The organism is Senegalimassilia sp., from assembly GCF_977052095.1.
In genome coordinates this window covers 6,085-26,974 of record NZ_CDRSTZ010000018.1, presented here as the reverse complement: position 1 = coordinate 26,974, position 20,890 = coordinate 6,085, and the positions used below count along the sequence as shown (strand labels likewise).

Genomic DNA, 20,890 nt, shown 5'->3' with positions numbered 1-20,890 from the left:
GCACACCCTCTTTGGGGTTATGCCGCTTGTCGGAGAATTTGCTCCCTTGCTGGTAGCAAAACGGAAACATGGCTTACCAGTAGTAACGTTTAGGATGGCGGAAATCCGGATCCGCCTTCTGCATTTGAATGTAGGCGACTTCAATCTGCGTGAAGTCCTTTGCATTCATCAGCATTCTGCATTTTGCCAGCGCGAAGGACGAGCGCGCGGGCAAACCTTTGGCGCGAAGGCGAGCGCGCCTAAGAAACACGAAACGAGACAAACCCATACACGCTGCTGCATCCTTTGCCTGCGCCCAAAACGCGATTTGCGCGCGCGGCGGGAAAGGCGAAGAGCCTGGCGTATTGCGCAAGTTTCACGCACATCTCCACGTTCGAGCTGATGGACAAAGGCATCATGAAGGGCTACTTCAACTGGGGCATGAACCCGTGCCACTCCGCCCCGAACGCCAGCTTCGTGCGCCGCTCCATGGCCAAGCTTGACTGGCTGGTGGTGGCAGACCAGGTGGAGACCGAGTCCGCGTGCTTCTGGAAAGCGCCCGACATGAACCCGGCCGAAATCCAGACCGAGGTGTACTACCTGCCGTGCGCGCTGATCTACGAGAAGCCGGGCATGATCTTGAACTCCGGCCGCTGGATCCAGTACCGCTTCCAGGCGTGCGAGCCGTGGGACCAGGCGAAGCCCGACTACGAGATGTGCGACCTCATCTGGACCGCCATCTGCTATTTGTACCGCAAGGAAGGCGGCGCGAACCCCGACCCCATCCTGAACACGAAGTGGGACTACTACGTGGACGGCAAGATGGACCCACGCCCCGTGGCCTGGGCGCTCAACGGCTACCGCATCGCCGGCACCGACTGCAACTGCGATTCGAAGAACCCCAAGACCGACCTGCTTGCGGGCTACTCCGAGCTTGAGGCCGACGGCACCACCGCGTGCGGCATGTGGGTGTACTCCGGCTTCTGGAACAACAACAAGGCGCCGCTTGACGCCGCCGAGCAGCCGTGCGCTTCGCGCGATCTGAGCGACCCCACGGGCCTGGGCCTGTACCCGAAGTGGTCCTACGCCTGGCCGAACAACCGCCGCATCCTGTACAACCGCGCTTCGGCAGACACGAAGGGCAAGCCGTGGAACGAGAAGAAGGCGCTGTGCACGTGGAACGGCGAGAAGTGGGAGCTCAACGACAACGCCGACTTCGTGGCCGTCAAGGGCGGCAAGCCGGTTCCGCCGAACAACAACGCGTTCTTCATGACGTGGGAGCAAAACGCACGCCTCATCAGCTACGGCATGGTGGACGCGCCCATGCCCGAGCACTACGAGCCCTTCGAAAGCCCGCTTGAGAAGAACATCATCAACGGACACCTGTCCAACCCCTGCATCAAGTTCGCCGAGAACAAGTCCACGGCGCACGCCGACTGCAAGGAGTTCCCGTACGTGGCCACCACGTATTCCGTCACCGAGCATTGGCAGACGGGCGGCCAGACGCGCATGTGCCCGGCGCTCATCGAGTCCATGCCCGCGCAGTTCATCGAGATTTCCGAGGAGCTGGGCGCCGAAAAGGGCATCAAGAGCGGCGACATGGTGCACGTGTGGAACAACCGCGGCTCGGTGGAGATTCCCGCCGTGGTCACGAAGCGCGTGAAGCCCATGACCGTCAACGGCGAGAAGCGCCACCTGGTGGGCATGACGCACCACTACGGCTGGGCGGGCGTGCACGGTTCGGACACGAACATGGTGAACGACCTGACGCCGAACGTCGGCGACCCGAACAGCTTCATTCCGGAGTACAAGGCGTTCCTCGTGAACATCGAGAAGGCATAAGGGGAAGGAGCGAAAGATGACTGAGATGGCAATTTTGTTCGATTCCTCGAAGTGCACGGGCTGCAAGGGCTGCCAGGTTGCCTGCAAATGCTGGAACAACCTGCCGTCGTACATGAAAGGCGCGAACGCGAAGGAAGATTTCACGGGCACGTACCAAAATCCGCCGGATTTGAATAGCACCACGCGCCTGATCATGACATTCGACGAGCGCGATGGCGCAGGTCGGAAGCCGGTTGAGTGGGCGTTTGGCCGCCGGTCGTGCATGCATTGCGAAGATGCGCCGTGCGCCGCGGTGTGCTCGGGCGGCGCGCTTGTGCGCAACGAGGACACGGGCTTTGTAGAAGTTGACCAGTCGAAGTGCGTGGGCTGCAAGTACTGCCTGGACGCCTGCCCCTACAACGTGCCGCGCTACGACGGCGACAATGGCATCCTGGGCCGCGCCATCATCAACAAGTGCACGGGCTGCCCCGACCGCGTCGAGCACGGCATGGCCCCGGCGTGCGTGTCCACGTGCCAGCCGCAGGCACTGCGCTTCGGCACGCGCGAGGAGATGCTGGCCTACGGACGCGAGCGCGTGGAAGTACTGCGCGGACGCGGGTTCGCCGACGCCAGCCTGTACGGCGCCGACCAAATCGGCGGTGCGCACGTGCTGCACGTGCTGAAGTATCCGCTTGACCGCTACGAGCTGCCGGAGAACCCGGAAGTTTCGGCCACGGTGGCAATGACGCAGGTCATGAAGCCGATCACGGGCGCGCTGAGCGGTCTTACCGTCGTGGGCCTGGCCGCCATGTTCGGCCTGGCCGCCGGCTACAAGCGCGACAAGCTGGCGTACAACCCGGCCACGAAGGACACCATCGACGTTGCCACCGGCGCGGTGGTCAAGCACGGCGACGGGCAGGACGAGATGTCGGTGATGGAGCACATCACCGAGAACATCGGCAAGAAGGGAGGCCGGTAATGAGCAAGACCGTGAACGTTTCCCCTAATCAGCTAGCTGCCGACAGGGAGTTTCTGAAGCAGCACGAAGCCGATGCGCGCCGTTTGGGCGAAAAGCGCATCGTGCGCCACTCGCGTCAGGCGCGCTGGACGCACGGCATCACCATCATCGCCTGCATCCTGTTGTGCATCTCCGGCCTGTTCGTGTTCGTGCCGTCTTTGGGCCAGGCCGCGGGCGCGGACACCGTGTTCGCCATCCGCATGTCGCATCGCGTGATCGGCGCGGTGTTCGTGCTGGTGCCGCTCATCAGCGCCATTGCGGCGCCGAAGGGCGTGGCGCACATCTTCAAGAACCTGTTCGCGAAGTGGAATTCCGACGACAAGAAGTGGATGCTGCTGTTCTTCCCCTACCTGTTCATGGCGAAGTGGATTCACATGCCCGACCAGGACGAGGTGAAGTCCGGCCAGCGCTTCGCCGACGGCATGCTGTGGCTTGCCGGCGCGCTTATGGCCGTCACGGGCGTGCTGCTGGTGATCGGGTCTTCCGTTATCAGCCTGGGCGGCGCGTATGGCGTGATCCTGTGGCTGCATGACCTGGGCTTTTTGCTGATTGCCGTGTTCGGCCTGGCGCACATCTTCCTGGGCGCCGGAATTTTCCAGCCCTACCGCGGCACGCATCGCTTGATGTTCGGCGACGGCACCGTGTCCGAAGCCGACGCGCTGTACCACTGGGGCCACTGGGCACGCAAGGAACTTGAGAGCGGCCAGAAGGTCATTCGCAAGTAGATTGTTTGCGGTTGGTTGCGCGGCCCCAGGTCGCGCAACCGTAAGCCGACGAGCTGCAGGCCCGCGTCAGTAAGCAGCGCGCAAGCTGCGGGCAGGCGGCACGGCGGATGCCGACCAGCTCGATGGCCCGCCACCAATGGGCCGCAAAGCTGGCAAAGCGGCCAACAATCGGATGCCGGCCGCAGCCAGAAGGCGTGGACGGCACCCGAAAACCAACCGGCAGCGGGCACGCCCACAAAGGCAGCCTGTTGAGATATCGGGACGCAGAAAGGCGGGACGGGGCACAAACCCCGTCCCGCCTTCGTTTTGGGAGAGGGCGCGGGAGCGGGAATGCGCCGGCGTTTGTGCAAGAGCACGGGAGCGGGAGCGGGAGCACACCGGCGTTTTTCGTATGCGCACGGAAGCGCAACGTGAGAACGCGCGGGCGTCGGCGTGCGCCGGCAGTTTCGTGCAAATGACACGAAACCGAACTCTCCGGGGGTAGATACATCGGGGAAGCTGAAAATGGCAGGAAATTGAACTTTCCGAGCCTTGATCCACTCGATTCGATGTTGTCAGATTCGGAAAGTTCAATTTCCTGCCCAAAAAGTTCGCATGAGCAAGTTAAGAAGCTCGGAAAGGTCGAAATCGTGCCAACCCCAGACGGCGAAGCCAGCGGCGCGCCTTTGGCGCTTTCTTGGCTGGGCCGAGCTCTCGCTCGACCCTACGGGAAATCGAAAGATCTGGGGGGATTCCGAAGATTTGGGAGTCCTAGAAGATTCGGGAGATAGCCCCGCGCGCGATGCGGTCCCTACCCCAAGACGCTTTGCCAGTTGATGGGGGGTTCGCCTTCTTGTTGCAGGATGCGGTTGACCTGGGAATAGGGGCGCGATCCCATGAAGGCGGGCAGCGTTGCCGTAGCGCGGTTTGCCGACAGCGGCGAGGGATGCGTGGACGCCAACACATACTTGTTCGCAAGAACGCCTTCGCTTGCAAGGGGCGACAAGCCGAGGACGCCTGCGCCCTCGGGCGTTGGCGCAGCTACGATTTCGGACGCCCGAGCACCAGACACCGCATGCGAAACCGTCCGCGATCCCGTGCGAGAAGAGCTCGCTGCGCCCTGCACGTGCGCACGAGCTTTCGCCACTAGGTCGATGGCATGCTTTCCCCAGGTCAGGAACACCACCGGCTGCGGAAGCTCCAGGCAGCGGCGCACCACGTGGTCGGTAAGCACCTGCCAGCCCAGCTTGGCGTGCGACGCCGCCGCGTGCTCGCGCACGGTGAGCGTGGTGTTGAGCAGCAGCACGCCTTGCGCCGCCCACGACGTGAGATCGCCGCTTTCCGGCTGCGAACACCCCAGGTCAGCGGCCAGTTCCTTGTACATGTTGCGCAGGCTGGGCGGCAGCTTGCACCCTTGCGGCACCGAAAACGACAGGCCCATGGCCTGCCCCGGGCCGTGATAGGGATCTTGCCCCAGAATGACCACGCGCACATCGGCCGGCGCCGTGAACGCAAGCGCGTTTAAGATGTCGTTCTGCGGCGGGTAGATGGTTTGCGTTGCGCGAAGGCCCGCCACTTCGGCCAGCAGGCGCTCGGTGGTGTCGCGCACGTCGGCCGGCGCACCGGCAAGCCAAGCGGCCACGTTGGGGTTTTCGGTGGCGGCGGTGTTCGCCTTGTTCTCGATGTTGCTCATGATGTCCTTACTGGTTGAGGGCCGACCAGGCGGCGTCGGCGCCGGTTGCCGTCTTTTGCGCCCACGCCCGCTGCCGCCGTTCGCGCTGCAACTTGCACCATGTCTGCCAGTTTAAACGCCAATCGAAAGCAGCAAAACCTAGCGACAAATATCAGATTCCTTACGATACGACTCCACGAAGCCCAGGCAAATCACCAAATGCAACCGCACCACACGAAACGCAATAACATGCCCAGGCAACCGCGCCGCCCGTCCCTGCGCTATGCGGTGAGAATCTTGTTGATGATGGCTTGGGCCTGCTCGGATGCTTCCAGCAGCGCTTGGCGGTCTTCGGGCGGAATTTTCGCCAGGCGCTCGTTTAAGCGTTCGATGGACGCCATGCGGATGGTGTGCGCCATGGCCGTGCCCTCTTCGGTAAGCGACGCCTTCACCAAGCGGAAGTTCTCGGTGCTGCGATGCTTCTCCACCAGGCCCCGCTCGATGAGCGCGTTGACGGCGCGCGTGATGTGCTCTTTGGAAACGGCCAGGTCATCGGCCAGAGACGTCATGCTGGACTTCCCGCAAAACGACAAGCGGATGATGATGTCCGTCTGCGTTTTCGACAGCCCGTCACCACGGCTGCGCATAATGGCGCAGCGGGCCAGGCCCTCGTAGGCGCCCATGGCGTCGAGCACCACTTCCTCGGGCGCCAGGCGGCCCCGTAAATCTTCCGCGTTTTCGTTGCTGGTCATGCGAACCTACCTATCGGCCGGGCGCATCGGCGGTGTGCACCGAAATGCGGCGGCCATTGATCCTGTTAGCTCGGCTAGACCGGGGTCGACGCGCGCGATGGCTGGGACCGGCGAGCGGGACGGAGCGGGGTGGGTTCGTCCATCGGGCAATCGGATCGTCCAACCCCGCCCCGGCCTTAATCCGCTTGGTCTAGCAAAGCCATTTCTTTTGCCATTTTGTGTGTACGGTTGATGATTGTCAATAACGAGGGAGTATACTTTCCGCTTGATATTTATCATTTGTTAATTGTCAATCGACGGCGGCCTCGTGGTCGCCTTCATTGCCGACAGGAGGTTTCATGGGTTTAGGCATTTCGAAGAAGGAATTCCGCATGATGGCGGTGCTTTTGTCCGGCGCGTTTTTGGCCGTGCTGAATGCAACGCTTATGACGCCAGCGCTGCCCACCATCATGGGCGACATGGGCGTTGATTCCACCACGGTTCAATGGCTGACCTCGGGTTATGCACTTACCGAAGCGGTGGTCATCATCATCGCGTTGTTCCAGGCCGCACTTATCGGCATGGAGACCATCATGCCGCTGTACATCCAGGGCGTGCTGCCGTTCAGCGGCATCGCCATGCTGCCCGGCGCCGTCATCGGCGCGTTCACCGGCCTGTTCGCCGGCCGCCTGTTCGACAAGCACGGCGTGCGCCGCCCGGTGCTGGCGGGCGCCGCGGGCATCACCGTGAGCCTGATCGGGTTCGCCAGCCTGCAGATCGACACGCCCATCGTGGCGGTGACGCTGGTGTACGCCGTCATGGCCATCGGCATGCAGTTCACCATGACGCCCGTGAACACGTGGGGCGTGAACTCGCTGCCCAACGACGCCATCCAGCACGCGCAGTCCACCAGCAACACCATGAACCAGGTGGCCGCGTCGTTCGGCACCGCGCTTCTGGTGTCGGTTGCGGCCACGGTTTCGGCGAACACGACCAGCCTGACCGGGCTGGAGAACACGTTTCTCGGCTACCATGCGGCGTTCTGTACGACGGCGCTTCTGGCCGGCGTGGCTGTAGTGCTGATCGTGGCGTTGGTGCGCGACGGCAAGCGCGCGAAGGCGGGCGCGGGCGCTGTCGCAAGCCGCGTGGTGTCCGTGGACGTGAACACGCCGCTTGACGTGGCGTGCGACGTGCTAGCGAAGCGCAAGATCAAGAAAGTGCCCGTCACGCGCGACGGCGTGCTGGTGGGCGCACTGAGCCGCCGCAACATCCTGCACGCCATCATCACCGGCGAGCAGCCAGGGAACTAGGCCGCAAGCCGGTAGCGCTCGCGAGCCGGTAAACGCTCGCGAACTAACGTAACGCCCGGGCACCCACCAGAGGCCCGGGCGTTTTATGCATGCGGAACGGCACCCGGAGGCACCGTCGGCCGTTCCAAGCGGCCACTATAACGCTCTTCGCCGGCCCCCTACTTCCGCGCACTCAAAAACGTCCAGGTGCCTCCGAGGAGCCCGGGCATCGCAGTGTTCAGGAACACGAAATTATGGCCACTGTTGGACAGTTTTTTGCGTTCCTGAATGCTCTGCGGGAAACTGCGTGCAACAAAGGACGGGCTTCGCCAACCGTAGAAGTGATGCAAGCCTGTGACCTGGGGTTTTACGGATGCCGAAAAGCGTTCGCAAAACGGCAAGCACGATTCGCTTTGCGGCTTTTCAGCTTCGGCGAAATTTGTCCCCGATTCGTTCAGCTTCTCCAAATTTTGGCAAACAGTGGACGTTTTCGCGAGAAGCTGAATACGAACACGCGCCCCCGCTACCTGCGGTTTCGGTATTCGCGGACGCGTTGGGAGAATGCGGCCAGCTCTTCGGGGGTCATGTCCTCCAGGCGTTCGAGGTTGTCCATGAAGTGCGCGAGCGTGCCCTCTTGGCGGGCGCGCACCATGGCGTTGCAGTAGCTGACCACCACACCGGTGATCAGCGCGATGTAGAAGATGCTGACCACGCTGAGCACGACGGTGGTCACGCGCGCCACCGGGCCGGCCGCCGTGATGTCGCCAAAGCCGATGGTGGACACGGCCTGGAAGCTGAACCACAGGCCGTCGCCAAGCGTGTTCGTGGCCGGGTCGGCCAGCCACACCGCCACGGAGCACAGCGCGAACACGGCCAGAAACACCGCCGTGATCGGCCCAAACCCCGCCTGGCGTTCAATCTCGATCAACATACGCAACTTCCGCATGACGTTCCTTTCGCTAGTTCACCCGCAGAACTTTTGGCAGGGGGACGGCGGCGCCGATGGTGGCGGCTGCCAGCATAACCACCACGCCTTTGAGCGGGAAGCACATGATCAGCAGCAGCGCCGCCATAAGCGGCTGGCGCATGACCGCGCCCATAAGCGCCGCCGTGCACGCCGCTACGCAGAATACGGGGTCGACGCCGCTGACCAGGGCGAACCCATAGCCAAGCGAGATGCCCGAGAAGATGACGGGGAAGAAATGCCCGCCGCGCCAACCGAGGTTGATGCACAACGGCGTGACGGCCGCCTTCACGAAGCCCGTGGCAATGAGCGCGGCGGCCGGGATGGCCACATACGCCGCTTGCAGCATGGTTGCCTGCGCCTCGCCAGCGAACATGGTATAGGGCAGCGCCATGCCGCACAGCCCCAGAATTACGCCTGCGAGCAGGGATTTCGCCACCGGACGGGCGCCCATTTTGCGCGCAAGCACCTGCGTTGCGCCGCCGGACGCGTGGAACACCCAGCCCGCCGCGGTGCCCGCAAGCGCCAGCGGCACCAGCCACGCCAGCTCGGCCGCGCCGACGTTGGCGGCCGTGAAGCGCGGCAGGCCTCCCCCGCCGCCGAACACCTGGCCAAGCCCCACGAACGCGGCAAGCGCGCCGGCCACCGCGCACAGGTACACCACCGTTTTCTGCGCCTTCGGCAGCACGATGTCCACCTCGTCGCCCGCGCCGGCGCCCGCGGTCGCGCGCCCGTCGGGCGTGCCGGCAAGCGGCGCGGCAAACCCGTACAGCGGCGCGGTGAACACGGCCGTCAGCGCCGCCTGCGTGCCCACCATGGTCATGGCGCGGAAGTCGCTGCCGAATCGGCGCATGCGGTCGCCCACCCACGTGCACAGGCCCGCGATGACGCCGGTAAGCCCCGCCTCGGGGCCCACGCTGCCGCCGAACAGCAGCGGAAGCAAGGCTGCAATCGAGCGTTTCCCCAGGTGGTCATAAGGGTAACGGCCTTCGCTCTTCACGCGGGCCATAACGCTGTTCAGCTCTTCGGGCGCAAAGCCCACGTGCTTTTCGTACAGCCCGATGACCAGGCCGCCGCCCACGCACATGACAAGCGGCCACGCCAGCACGCCGAAACGACCCGGCTGCATGCCGGGCAGCGCGCCGCCCACCGCCGCGCCAAGCGCCTCGGGCAGCGTGTGCCACGCGAACTCGATACCGATGTCCATGCAGAAGAAAAACGCCCACACGAACGCGCCGGCCAGCGCGCCCGTGACAAGCACGCACGCCAAAAACAGCACGCGGTTGAGCGGTTTCGCAAGCAATCCCATGTTCCCTCCCGAAGTTAAAGCGAGCAGCGGCCAGCCGCTGCCGCAACGGTGAACAGCCGGCCGTTGCGGCAGCAGCGGGCGACAACCGGCGGGCTGCCGTGCCCGCAACGGTCAACGACCGACCATTGCGTCAGCGGCAAGAAGCCAGCAGCATCAGCTGGCGCAGCAGCTTCGCCATGGCCTAGGCAGTCACGCACTGCGGTCGTGCGGCGCGGACGACGCGAACGCGCCCGCAAGCGCGTCCGCAAGCTGCATCGCACCACAAGTTGCGCCTATTGTACCCGCGCAGCAGGGCAAAACCGACGAAGCCCGGCAAGCTGGAACCAACGAAAAGGAAAATCGACCCGAAAGTCCTGCACGGGCAGCAGCGACGTCTCTACAGAGTTTAGAACTTGGCAAGGTACCAGGTTCGGCGCTGAGCAGGGAGTTTATCGTCAATACCCGAAAATGGGTGATTCCTTTTGCGAGGGTGCATACCCTATGATGTATACGGAAGAATAATCCCGACGCGAACGTTATCGCGGCAGGCGGGGCTTTCGCAAACGGTTGCATCACGCGGACGCATGGCGGTCGCGGTGGAAGGGGGAGCATGTTCGCAGGATTGAGGCCGCATGTGCGGTGCCTGGGCTGGGCGTTTTTGCTGGCGTGGGTGTTTTGCGTGTTCTACTCGGGGTCCATGGACGGGCTGGCCAGCACCATCGAGCAGCAAACGGGCGGCGGGCCCACCGAGCTGCTGCTCAACGTGCTGCCGGTGGGAAGCGCCGTGGCCACGCTTATCATCGCGGTGGCAGCCGAAAAACGTCTGGGGCCGCCCACGGCAAGCCGCAAGATCATCGTCGGCGCGCCCCTTGTTGCCGCGGCGGCCACACCGGTGCTGCTGGTTCCGGCGCCGGATGCGCTGCTGTCATCGCTGTTGTTCGTAGCCGCCGCCGTGGCCACCGGCGCGGGCAGCGGGCTGATGTGGCTGATGTGGGGCCAACTGTACGCGAAGTTGTCGCAGGACGCCATCGAGTCGTGCGCGCCGGCGTCCGCCGTCATCGCGGCGCTGCTGTCGCTGGCGGTCATGGTGGCGCCCCCGGCTACCGCCATTGTTGCGGTGAGCGCATTCCCGCTGGTCAGCGGCTTCTTGTTCGCGAAAGAATGGCCGCACGCCGCCGCCGCGCAGCCTGCCGACTACGCGGCAGCACCCGCACGCCCGGCACCGTTTGCCGAGGCGGCAGCAAACATGGGGCACGTCGGCTTCGGCATCCTTGCGGCCTGCCTGTTCGTCAGCGTCGAGGGGTCGTTCTGGATTTCGGAAGGCTCCGACGCCCTGCCCGCGGCGGGCATTTTCGTGGCCAGCGCGCTGTTCATGCTGGCCGTCAGCATCTCGGCAACCGCCGGCCCGCGCCGCGTGTCGCTGGGGTTCGCCTACCGATGGATGTGTCCGGTGATGGTGGCCGGGTTCGCCGCGCTCATCGTGGCCGGGCCGGCGGTGGGCGCATACGCCGCCGCCATGGTGGGCATTGCCGCACGCTTCGCGTTTTGCCTGATCACGCAGATGTACTTCGCCGTATACGCCGCGCGCGGCAAGGCCACGGCCGTGCAGGCGTACGGCATGGGCTGGGTGTTCGTGCACCTGGGCGACCTGCTGGGCGTCATGATTTCCGTGCCGTTGAAAACCGCCATCGGGTATGGCGCGGTCAGCACATCAACGGCCGCGGCGGTGCTTATCGTGGCGACGGTGGCCGCGTTCATGCTAGCCATGGGCGAGGGAAACCTGTTCCCGAACTGGGATAACCTGAACGCAAAGGAAATCCCCCAAACGACGACTCTTAACGCAGCCCAGCCTGCAAGCGAAACGACCATCGAAAACGTCGGCGGCGCCACTCACCCACCGGCTCAAATGAAGCAGCCGAACCAACCGGAAGATTCTGCAGCCGACCCGCTGGAGGCGCGCATCGCCGAGCTGGCGCGCGACTACAAGCTGACGCCGCGCGAAACCGAGGTGTTCGGCCTGTTGGCGCACGGCCGCTCCATCCCCTACGTGCGCGACGCGCTGTTCATCAGCCGCGACACCGCCGCCACGCACGCCAAGCACATCTACGCGAAGCTAGACGTGCACAGCCGCCAAGAACTCATCGACCTGGTCATGGCGCAAGAATAGTGGGCGTCCTTCCGCATCCCAGGCAAGCAGCAAAAGGCCGGCCGGGAGCAACCCGGTCGGCCTTCGTTTTGCGCTTCCCCTTCGCCAGCTATTTCACGCCGCAGGCGTGTTTGGCGGCGATGCGGGCGAACGTGGCTGTGCGGCCGGCGTTGATGCCCGTGAAGTTGCTGGGGTAATGGTGCGGATAGAATCCGCCCTGGTCATTGCCGCACACGTACAGGCCGTCGATGACGCTGCCGTCCTCGCGCAGCGGCTGGCTGTTCGTGTCGGTGATGACGCCGTGCATGGTCACCAGCATGGTGCCGGCGATGCGCGCCGCGTAGAACGGCGGCTGCGTCACGGAGCTCATGCGGTACGCCGGCTTGCCGAAGTCGACGTCTTCTCCCTGGTCATACAGCTGATTGTAGCGCTCGACCGTGGCCAGGAACGTCTTCTTCGTCTCGCCTTCGAAGCCCATGATGCCGGCCAGATCCTCAAGCGTGTCGGCCTTCTTCAGCACGCCGGACTCAAGCGCCGGGCCGATCCAGAAGTTGTCGAGGTTCTCCTTGCCCACGGCCTCAAGGCTGTACACGTCGGCGTTGAACGCGGTGCCCGACGGCGCCGGCACGATGCGCGAGCAGCCGCACGTGTCGAAGCGCTCGGCGTCCTCGTAGTACTTTGCGTCGAACACTTCCCACGAGAAGTGGCCGGGCTGGTTGCAGCCCATGGCGTAGCTCATGGGGTAGCACTGGTCCTCGTTCATGAAGCGCTCGCCGCGCGCGTTCACGTGCAGGTACGGCTGGCTGCCCATGATGAACAGACTGCCGTTGTAGGGCTTGCCGAACGTGGTGTCGTCGGTCATGCCACCGCGGTTCCAGATCATCGAGCCGCCACCGGCCTCAAGCTGCGCGCCGGCCCACAGCGCCATCTTGATGCCCTGGCCCTTCTCGCCCGTGGCGCTGCCCGTGACGCACCAGTCGGTCACGCCGGGCTGCAGATCTTCGAGCATCTCGTCGTTGGCGCCGTAGCCGCCCGTGCACACGATGACGCCCTTCGCAGCGTTGACCTGGATGTATGCGCCGTCGGACTCGCGCTGGGCGATGACGCCGGTCACGCGGCCGTCCGCGTCCTGCACCAGCTGCTCGGCCGGCGTGAGGAACTTGATTTCGCCGCCAAGGCCTTCGAGCACTTCCCGCAGCGCCTTGAGGTGCAGGTAGGCCGTGTAGTTCGGGCCGTCGGGGTTGTACTGGCCCATGCAGGGGTTGTAGCACATGGCCGGGTAGTAGGCGTGCTCGTCGTCGGGCTTGTGCCACTCGAACGGGAACACCATGCCCAGCGGCGCCAGCGTGTCGGCCATCCACTCGATCATCTCGCCGGATTTTTCGGCCCACGTGCGGTACAGCGGCGGGTTGATGTCGCCGGACTCTACCTGGCTGGCGTGGTTGATGAGCTTGGCGACGTCCTCGGTGTGCTCGCCGGCAAGCTTGGAGTTCAACGCGCCGATGGCCTCGCGGGCGCACGCCAGGCCGTTGCACGACTCCAGCACGATGACCTTCGCGCCGGCCTGGGCCGCGGTGGTGGCGGCCACCATGCCGCCGTTGCCCGCGCCCACCACCACGACGTCGGCGTCGATGGTCTCGGCGATCTTCGACGGCATGGCGGGCTTTTCGCGCCAGCTGTGCTTCGCGGCGGTCTGCTGCGCTGCCACGTCTTCTTTCGTTGCCACGGAAGGCGCGCAGCCGGCCATGGCCCCGGCGGCAACCAGCGCGCCGGCGGCGCCGAAGCCCGTGAGGAAGCTGCGGCGGCTTAGGGTGTTGTTGCTCATGAGGTTGTCTCCTTCCGCGTTAAGCCTGGTTGGGAAGCAGTTTTGCTTCCTGGGCGCTGATCCAGCCCTCGGGCAGTTCCATGTCGGCGTGGCACTGCGTGCACGTAAGCACGCTTGCGCGGTGCGCCTTGTGGCAGTCGCTGCACGCCTGCTGACCGTGCTGCCAGGAGTGCGGGTTGCGGATGATGACGGCAGGGTTGTCGCTTTCGACCTCGGTGAGCGCCGTGAGGTCCTCGCGCGTGAGGTTGTGGCAGTCCTTGTTCAGGCAGAACTCGTCACCAGCCACGCCGCGCGCCTCGGTCAGCTGGGACGTGCCGCGCTCGGTTAGCTCTCCGGCGGGGTTGCCGTCGATGGCCACAAGCGTGTAGTTGCCGCTTGCCCAGCTGAGGCCTTCGCTGACCTGCTCGCTGATGACGGGCTGGTGGCAGCTTAAGCACGTGGCGTTGCTGTCGTTGGTGCGGTGCACGGCCGACAGCATGCCCGACGCGTCGGCAACCTGGTTACCCCACTTGTCGGTTGCGGCCTGGCCGGGCTCGGCCTCGTACGTTTCCAGGTAGCCGTCCATGGGGGTGTGGCAGATGGCGTTGCAGAAGCTGGGCTGCTCGTGCCACACGAACGCGCCGATGCCCGCCACCACCACAACGGCCGCGATGACGCCACCGACAATGGCGCCGCGACGGGGGCGCTTAGCCGCGGGCTTTGCAGCCGCGGACGCCGAGCCGGCCTGCGCGGCCTTCTCTTCGTTTTCCACTAGAGTCTCCTCTCCTTTTCGGTACGCACGCGCTGTGCGCAGGCTGCATACTAAGGAAAAGAAGGGGGCAAGCGCATCGCATAGACTAGGGTATATTTACGTTTCCCCAGGTGAAAGGCTGGTATGATGAACCTGACAAGGGGACAGGTCATTTGTCAGGTTATTCGCCGCGCACCAGGTCGATGAGTTCTTGGCGGCTGTGGACGCCGAGCTTGCTGTAGATGTTGCGCGTGTGGTAGTTCACGGTACCCGCCGCGATGCACAGCTCCTCCTGGATGCGCGCGCTGGTGCGGCCTTCGGCAAGCAGGGCGAACACGTCGCGCTCGCGTTCGGACAGGCCAAAGCGGTCGGCAACGGCGGCAAGATGCGCCTGCGAGCTTTCGGCAGGTTGCGCGACATCAGGAGATGCCGAAGCGTGCGCTTGGCCGCGGCTCGCTTCGCTAGCGGCCTGCTGCTGCGCGGACACGGTGGCCTGGGAAGCAGGCGCAACGCCATCGCCGCCGGCCGCCGCGGCGGCCGTCTTCCGGCTGGTGCTCAGAAACGCCACCACCAGGCCCAACAGCAACAGCTCGCACGAGGCGAACAGCAGCACGCCGGCCACCTGGGCCAGCATCACGCTGTCGACCGAGGCCTTCAACAGCGAACCGGCCGCCGACCCCAGCCAATCAAACACAGCCAGCGAAAGCCGGCCAATCAAGAACATGCGCGCGGGGCTTTCGTCCGTCAGGCGCGCCAGCAGCACGCATCCGAACAGCAGCACCAGCTCGAACGCGCAGTTGCCCACCGGCTCAAGCGCCGAGCCGAAGCCCTGCGTGCCGAAGCGCACCAGCGGCAGCAAGGCCATAAGCAGCACCAGAACCGGCACCGCAAACAGCACGAGCAGGTTGCGCCGCTCGAGGCGCGCAATGTAGGCGCCGGCGAACAGCAGCACGAACAAGCCGCTAAGCCCGTAGAACACCGCGCTGTAATCGAAACCAGCGGCGGCAATAGAGGGCATCACGGCGATGGTGAAGCCCATCAGCCCCACAAATCCCACCTCGGCAGTCACCGCGCGCTTACCGCCGCGCAAAACCGCGGCGCCTTCGCCAGCGGCAAGCGCAGCGGCGCCGGCCGCAACCGCGCCTGCGGCCCCGCCTTCGCCAGCCGTAGCCGCACCGGCGCCGGCAAGACCACCGGCTTCGCCACCCCGCGCAAGCGCATCGCAACCGACCGCGGCCGCGTCCCGCAGCGCGCCAACTCCGCCCGTACCCGCACCGCACGCCTGCTCGGCCAACCCGCGCTGATAGCGTCGCGCATACTGCAGCGCCGCCGCCGACAGCAGCGGCAACACCACCACCAGCGCCATGCACACCTCGCGCGGGATGTAGTTCACGCTGGCGCAAATCACCACGATCACGGCCAGCAGCGTGGGCAGGTTCTCCACCACCGAACGCGACGACGTGCCGCCGAACACCGACGCCCAGCGCGCCGCCATAGCCGCCGACCCTACGCCGGTCAACAATCCGCCAGCCACCACGAACGCGCTCAACGGCGCAAGCACATCCGCACAATACAGAATGGTGCCCGCCACCATGAGCACCGGGGCCGCAACAACGCCGGCGCGGCTTTCGCACACCCGCATGAACGCCTTTGTGCGCCAGATGCCCACCGCCACCGTGACGCCAAGCGCCAACAATGAACAAACATATCGAGAATCCGTGAACGACACCAGGCTGCCTGTGCGCGACGCCACCACCGCGCCCGAGTACATAAGCAGGTACAGCCACGACAGATGGAACACGAACCCCAGCAGGTCCGGGCGCAGCCGAGCAATACCCGAGAGCGGGTTATATGGCATCATATGAGCTTCTGAACTGGTGTTTTGCGTGCTACTCATGCGATTCCCCTCATGCACCCATAAAAACCATATGGGAGAAAAACAATCCCCCGAGGCACACGAACAGTGCATTTCGCACGTGGTTGGCGCCCTCTTCCGCTCCGTATTATAGCCGCAGCCCGCCGGGCGCAAGCAAATTCCGGCAGGCAGAAACAGCAAGACGAAGAGAAGAAGCAAGGAGGGAAAACATGGCGAAACTCAACATGACGCGCCGCTCGTTCACGCAACTGGCAGCCGCCACCGCAGCCGCCGTCGGCGTTGTTGCCGCAAGCGAGAGCCAAGCGCTCGCGCAGCTGCCAGCAGTCGAAGGCAAGAAGAACACCGGCGACGTCACCGTCGTGCGCAGCTGCTGCCGCGCCTGCGGCAAGAACGAGTGCGGCGTGTACGTGACCGTCCGCGACGGCCGCGCCATCAAGATCGAGGGCGATGCCGACACGGCGTTCCATTCCATGGGCAACTGCTGCACGAAGTCGCAGGCTTCGCTGCAGGCGGCCTACCACCCCGATCGTCTGTACCACCCCATGAAGCGCACAAACCCCAAGGGCGAGGCCGACCCCGGCTGGGTGCGCATCACGTGGGACGAGGCGTACAGCACCATCGCCGACAAGTTCTGGGAGCTGAAGAAGAAGTACGGCGGCGAGTCCATGTTCTTCATGGGCGGCACGTCGCGCATCTGGACGCAGCACGCCTACGCTTCGTGGCTGCAGCTGGTTGACAGCCCGAACGCCGTGACCGCATGGCAGATCTGCAAGGGCCCGCGCCACTACGTGGGAGACCTGCAGTCCGAGTTCGCGTACTCGTGGATGGCCACCACCGACCGCCCGCGCGTGTTCGTTCCCTGGGGCACCGCCACCGAGATCTCGAACTACGACGAAAGCTGCCGCGCCACCGTCGACATCGCCAACACCGCTGACACCTACATCAGCATCGACCCGCGCATGACGAACCTCAACCACGAGGCCGACCTGCACCTGTACCTGACGCCGGGTACCGATGGCGCGCTAGCGCTTTCGTGGGCCAACGTCATCATCGAGAACAACCTGTACGACAGCCTGTTCGTAAAGCGCTGGACCGACGCCCCGTTCCTAGTTGTCGAAGGCATGGAGCCTTCTGGCGGCACCATCGTGGCGCACAAGGTGACGTGGTGCGACATCAAGCCCATGGCCACGCGCCTGCTGAAGGAATGCGACCTGAAGGAAGACGGCAGCCCGCTGCGCTTCATGGTGTGGGACGACCTGGCCGGCACCGACGACGCGCACCCGCTGCACGACAACGACCCCAGCGGTCACCTGACGTACTTCGACGCCGAGACCGGCCTGTGGGAGAACGAGCCCGACGAGGTGTGGGACCAGTTCTACGAGAGCCCGCAGAAGAACCTGCCGAAGCTAACCGTGCCCGGCCGCGTTGCCATGCCAAGCCCGTTCAACCCGGAAATCGACCCGGCGCTGTACGGCGACTTCGAGGTGACGCTCAAGGACGGCAAGAAGTACAAGATGGCCCCCGTGTGGCAGCACTGGGACGCCCGCTGCGCCGAGTTCGCGCCTGAGAAGGCCGCGAAGATCACCGGCGTTCCGGCCGAGACCATCGAGAAGGCCGCGAAGACCTACGCCACGCGCATCGACCCGTCCACCGGTTACGGCAATGGCGGCATCCAGTACGGTCTGGCGCCCGAGCACGCGTGCAACGCCATCCAGAACAACCGCATCTTCGACATCATTGTCGGCATGACGGGCAACTGGGACACGCCCGCCGGCAACCGCGGCCCCAGCCTGGGCAAATACCTGGGCGTCGACGACGCGCAGCCCACCATCGCTTCCGGCCACGGCCCCGAGGACGGCGACCTGACGTACTTCCCCAACAAGATTCTGGGCCAGGACAAGATCCCCATGCTGTCGTGGTGGCAGCAGTGGGCCGACGCGAACGCCGTGCTCGACGCCATGATCGACGCCGACCCCTACCCAGTGCGCGGCGGTTTGTGCGAAGCGTCCGGCTTCATGAACCAGGCGAACTCCCACAAATACTGGAAGGGCCTCAACAGCCTGGACTTCTTCGTGGTGCAGGATTTGTGGAAGACCCCGACGGCCGGCGCCGCCGACATCCTTTTGCCCGTGTACCACTGGCTGGAAGTGGACTGCCCGCGCCTGAGCCAGGGTTCCACCGGCGCCCAAGGCGCTACGTGCCGCGCCATCGAGCCGCCCGCGGACTGCCACTTCGACGTGCAGATCGTTGTGGACGTGTACAAGGCCATGGGCATCCCCTACGCCGATGACCCCGAGGAGTTCGGCCTGCCCGCCGGCGTGACGTACCCCACGCCCGAGCAGCTGTACGACCGCACCATCTCGCCCATGGGCATGACCTGGGAAGAGTATCGCCAGGCATTCCAGGAGCACGGCTGGTGGGACTGCCGCGCCATCAACCCCGAGGTGTGGGGCACGTACCGCCGCTACGAGACGGGCATGTGCTCGGCCGAGGCCGTTGTGGGCACCACGCCCGCCGGCAACCCGATGAAGGGCATGTCCACGCCTACCCGCAAGATGGAGATCTGGTCCACGGCCATCGAGACGTTCATGCCCGGCGCCGACATGGAGCTGCCGAACTGGAAGCCCGCGCCGGAAACCGAGCTGGCCAACCCCGATATCGTCAAGGAATGGCCGTTCCTCATGACCACCGGCCGCCGCATCCCGGTGTACTTCCACTCCGAGCATCGCCAACTGCCGTGGTGCCGCGAGCTGTGGCCCGCGCCGCGCGTGGAGATCAACCCCGCCGACGCCGCCGAGCTGGGCATCGAACAGGGCGACTGGGTATGGATCGAAAGCCCGCGCGCCAAGGTGCGCCAGGTGGCCGACCTGTACTACGGCGTTGAGAAGGGCGTCATCAACTGCGAGCACCAGTGGTGGTTCCCCGAGCTTGACCAGGCCGACAAGGGTTATGGCCTGTCCACCATCAACTGCCTGGTGGAAGGCGAGAACCAAGACCCGCTGTGCGGTGCGTCGAACCTGCGCGCCTACAACGTGAAGGTGTACAAGGCAACACCCGAGAACTCGCCGTTCGGCAACCCCTGCCCCTGCGGCGATGACGGCACCGAGATCATCCACGACGCGTCCGACCCGCGCCTGAAGGCTTGGCTGCCGAACTACGAGAAGAGAATGGAGGCGTAAGCGACATGACGCAATATGCGATCGTCACCGACGTCAACCGCTGCGTCGGCTGCCTGGCCTGCAGCGTTGCGTGCAAGGTGGTCAACGGCGCGCCCGTCGGCGCGTTCTGGAACAAGACGCTGCGCATCGGCCCGACCCCGCGCGAGGAAGGCGGCAACTGGCCCGACATCGACATGTACTTCCTGACGGTGTCCTGCCAGCACTGCGAGCACCCCAGCTGCGTTGAGGTGTGCCCCACCGAGGCCAGCCACATCGCCGAGGACGGCACCGTGCAAATCGACAAGTCGAAGTGCATCGGCTGCCAGTTCTGCGCCATGGCCTGCCCGTACAACGTGCGCTATTTGAACGAGGAAGAGCGCGTGGTGGAGAAGTGCACCATGTGCCAGCAGCTGACCGCGCAGGGCGGCCTTCCGCAGTGCGTCACGCAGTGCGGCGGCATGGCCCGCTGGTTCGGCGACTTGAACGGCGACATCCGCGACTTCAAGGGCGCGCGCGGCGAAACGCTTGGCAACTTCTGCGAAGACTTCACCGACGACGATGTGTACACGCTGCCTGACATGGGCAATCACCCCAACGGGCGCTTCATCTTGCGCCGCATGAAGTGGCAAGGAGGCGAGCAATAATGGAACTGCAGTGGCCTTTGATCTTGTTCACCACGCTGACGGCCTGGGCCTGCGGCGTGTTCGGCGGCGCCGGCGTGCTTGCGCTTTCGGGCGCGGGCAAGAAGTCGCAGCAGCTGCTGTGCGTGCTGTCGGTGGTCCTGCTGGCAGCTTCCGGCATCGCCGTGTTCTTCCACCTGCAGCACTGGGAGCGCATCTTCAACGGCTTCGGCCACATCACGTCCGGCATCACGCAGGAGCTTATTGCCATCGTGGTGTTCGTGATCGTTGCCGTGGTGTACTTCGTGGCGGCGCGCAAGTCCGCCGATGGCGGCACGCTGCCGAAGTGGGCTGCCGTGCTGGCCGTGGCGATTTCCGTGGTGCTGGCCGCCGTGTGCGCGCATTCGTACATGATGCCGGCACGCCCCGCGTGGAACAACGTGCTTGAGGTGCTGTCCATCGTTGGCGCCGCGTTCCTGCTCGGCCCCGCCACGTGCGCCGTGGTGCTGGCCGCCAAGGGCGAGGACGTTGCCGCGTGCGGCCTGCCGGCCGTGGTCGGCGCCGCTATCGGCGCGGTGTGCACCGTAGCGTACGGCGCGTTCCTGCAGATGAGCGGATCGGCGTTTGTGCAGGTGGGCAAGTACTTCGACCCCACCAGCCCCACGAAGGCCATCGCCGACGTGGCTGGTGTGGCCGCCGGTCAGGGCGCGCTGATCTGGGCCGGTGCCGTTGTGGTGGGCGCCGTAGTGCCGCTGGTGTGCTGCGTGCTTGCCCGCAAGAAGGGCGACGTCGCCAGCTGGAAGGTCTTCGGCACCGTGGTCGTGGTGGCCGCACTCGCCGGCGCCATCTGCCTGCGCATGGCCTTCTACAACCTGGGCCTGTCCGTGTTCACCATGTACTAAGCCTTCAAGGTTTGCAGGGCGAAGGCACCTCCTTCGCCCCAACCTGACAAGGGGACATGACGAGGGGACAGGGCGTCTGTCAGGTCGATTTGCCCCAAAAAGCGAAGCCGCTGGCTCAACCTGTCCCATCCCCTCCACGTGAGAAGCGGGGGGCGGCCTCCAAGCCG

General features: G+C 64.9%; 15 protein-coding genes and 1 pseudogene. 8 read left to right on the top strand and 8 right to left on the bottom strand.

Translation table 11 applies throughout. The features are described 5' to 3' along the window. Window positions 1-73: 73 nt before the first annotated feature. A complete protein-coding gene (locus tag ACWI6D_RS05120; protein ID WP_449133904.1) occupies window positions 74-268 on the bottom strand; it encodes a hypothetical protein in 195 nt (64 codons plus the stop codon). A gap of 86 nt (window positions 269-354) precedes the next feature. Between ACWI6D_RS05120 and ACWI6D_RS05115 the strand changes: the two are divergent. From ACWI6D_RS05115 to ACWI6D_RS05105, 3 genes and pseudogenes are all read left to right on the top strand, one after another. Continuing rightward, window positions 355-1,821, top strand: a pseudogene (locus tag ACWI6D_RS05115) (molybdopterin dinucleotide binding domain-containing protein); the annotation flags it as partial. A gap of 16 nt (window positions 1,822-1,837) precedes the next feature. After that, the gene (locus tag ACWI6D_RS05110) at window positions 1,838-2,779 is read left to right on the top strand and encodes a 4Fe-4S dicluster domain-containing protein (protein ID WP_449133903.1); all 942 of its coding nucleotides are present in this window, start codon (window positions 1,838-1,840) and stop codon (window positions 2,777-2,779) included. Then, complete coding sequence (locus ACWI6D_RS05105; RefSeq protein WP_449133902.1) at window positions 2,779-3,543, top strand: cytochrome b/b6 domain-containing protein; 765 nt, start codon at window positions 2,779-2,781, stop codon at window positions 3,541-3,543. Before ACWI6D_RS05110 ends, ACWI6D_RS05105 begins: the two co-directional genes overlap by 1 nt. Before the next feature lie 790 nt (window positions 3,544-4,333). Here the strand turns inward: ACWI6D_RS05105 and ACWI6D_RS05100 are convergent. Both ACWI6D_RS05100 and ACWI6D_RS05095 read right to left on the bottom strand, forming a co-directional pair. Next, entirely contained in the window at window positions 4,334-5,215 is an 882-nt protein-coding gene (locus ACWI6D_RS05100; RefSeq protein WP_449133901.1) for a uracil-DNA glycosylase, read from the bottom strand. A 260-nt stretch (window positions 5,216-5,475) separates the two neighbouring features. Then, the gene (locus tag ACWI6D_RS05095) at window positions 5,476-5,946 is read right to left on the bottom strand and encodes a MarR family winged helix-turn-helix transcriptional regulator (RefSeq protein WP_449133900.1); all 471 of its coding nucleotides are present in this window, start codon (window positions 5,944-5,946) and stop codon (window positions 5,476-5,478) included. A gap of 338 nt (window positions 5,947-6,284) precedes the next feature. Between ACWI6D_RS05095 and ACWI6D_RS05090 the strand changes: the two genes are divergently transcribed. After that, complete coding sequence (locus ACWI6D_RS05090) at window positions 6,285-7,235, top strand: MFS transporter (RefSeq protein ID WP_449133899.1); 951 nt, start codon at window positions 6,285-6,287, stop codon at window positions 7,233-7,235. Between the two features lie 502 nt (window positions 7,236-7,737). On the opposite strand, the gene ACWI6D_RS05085 is transcribed toward ACWI6D_RS05090, so the two are convergent. Both ACWI6D_RS05085 and ACWI6D_RS05080 read right to left on the bottom strand, forming a co-directional pair. Next, window positions 7,738-8,160: a potassium channel family protein gene (locus ACWI6D_RS05085; RefSeq protein WP_303251508.1), complete on the bottom strand. Its 423-nt coding sequence runs from the start codon at window positions 8,158-8,160 to the stop codon at window positions 7,738-7,740. Window positions 8,161-8,173: 13 nt separating this feature from the next. Then, window positions 8,174-9,487, bottom strand: coding sequence for a chloride channel protein (locus tag ACWI6D_RS05080; RefSeq protein ID WP_449133898.1), 1,314 nt, complete (start codon window positions 9,485-9,487; stop codon window positions 8,174-8,176). A 589-nt stretch (window positions 9,488-10,076) separates the two neighbouring features. Between ACWI6D_RS05080 and ACWI6D_RS05075 the strand changes: the two genes are divergently transcribed. Beyond that, on the top strand, window positions 10,077-11,633 hold the full coding sequence (locus ACWI6D_RS05075; RefSeq protein ID WP_449133897.1) for a response regulator transcription factor: 1,557 nt from the start codon (window positions 10,077-10,079) through the stop codon (window positions 11,631-11,633). A gap of 88 nt (window positions 11,634-11,721) precedes the next feature. On the opposite strand, the gene ACWI6D_RS05070 is transcribed toward ACWI6D_RS05075, so the two are convergent. The 3 genes from ACWI6D_RS05070 to ACWI6D_RS05060 all read right to left on the bottom strand — a co-directional run bounded on the left by ACWI6D_RS05070 (window position 11,722) and on the right by ACWI6D_RS05060 (window position 16,064). After that, complete coding sequence (locus ACWI6D_RS05070) at window positions 11,722-13,437, bottom strand: FAD-dependent oxidoreductase (RefSeq protein WP_449133896.1); 1,716 nt, start codon at window positions 13,435-13,437, stop codon at window positions 11,722-11,724. Between the two features lie 19 nt (window positions 13,438-13,456). Beyond that, window positions 13,457-14,188, bottom strand: coding sequence for a cytochrome c3 family protein (locus ACWI6D_RS05065; protein ID WP_449133895.1), 732 nt, complete (start codon window positions 14,186-14,188; stop codon window positions 13,457-13,459). Between the two features lie 160 nt (window positions 14,189-14,348). After that, the gene (locus ACWI6D_RS05060; RefSeq protein ID WP_449133894.1) at window positions 14,349-16,064 is read right to left on the bottom strand and encodes a helix-turn-helix transcriptional regulator; all 1,716 of its coding nucleotides are present in this window, start codon (window positions 16,062-16,064) and stop codon (window positions 14,349-14,351) included. 188 nt (window positions 16,065-16,252) lie between these two features. Here ACWI6D_RS05060 and ACWI6D_RS05055 point away from each other — a divergent pair, with 188 nt between their 5' ends. Genes ACWI6D_RS05055 through ACWI6D_RS05045 form a run of 3 tightly spaced genes read left to right on the top strand, consistent with a single transcriptional unit; the run spans window position 16,253 to window position 20,723 of the window. Further along, window positions 16,253-19,222 (top strand): molybdopterin-containing oxidoreductase family protein, encoded by a 2,970-nt coding sequence (locus ACWI6D_RS05055; RefSeq protein WP_449133893.1) that lies wholly within the window; start codon window positions 16,253-16,255, stop codon window positions 19,220-19,222. 5 nt (window positions 19,223-19,227) lie between these two features. Then, a complete protein-coding gene (locus ACWI6D_RS05050; protein WP_449133892.1) occupies window positions 19,228-19,845 on the top strand; it encodes a 4Fe-4S dicluster domain-containing protein in 618 nt (205 codons plus the stop codon). Next, window positions 19,845-20,723: a dimethyl sulfoxide reductase anchor subunit family protein gene (locus ACWI6D_RS05045; RefSeq protein WP_449133891.1), complete on the top strand. Its 879-nt coding sequence runs from the start codon at window positions 19,845-19,847 to the stop codon at window positions 20,721-20,723. The genes ACWI6D_RS05050 and ACWI6D_RS05045 overlap by 1 nt, the downstream gene beginning before the upstream one ends. Window positions 20,724-20,890 lie beyond the last annotated feature (167 nt).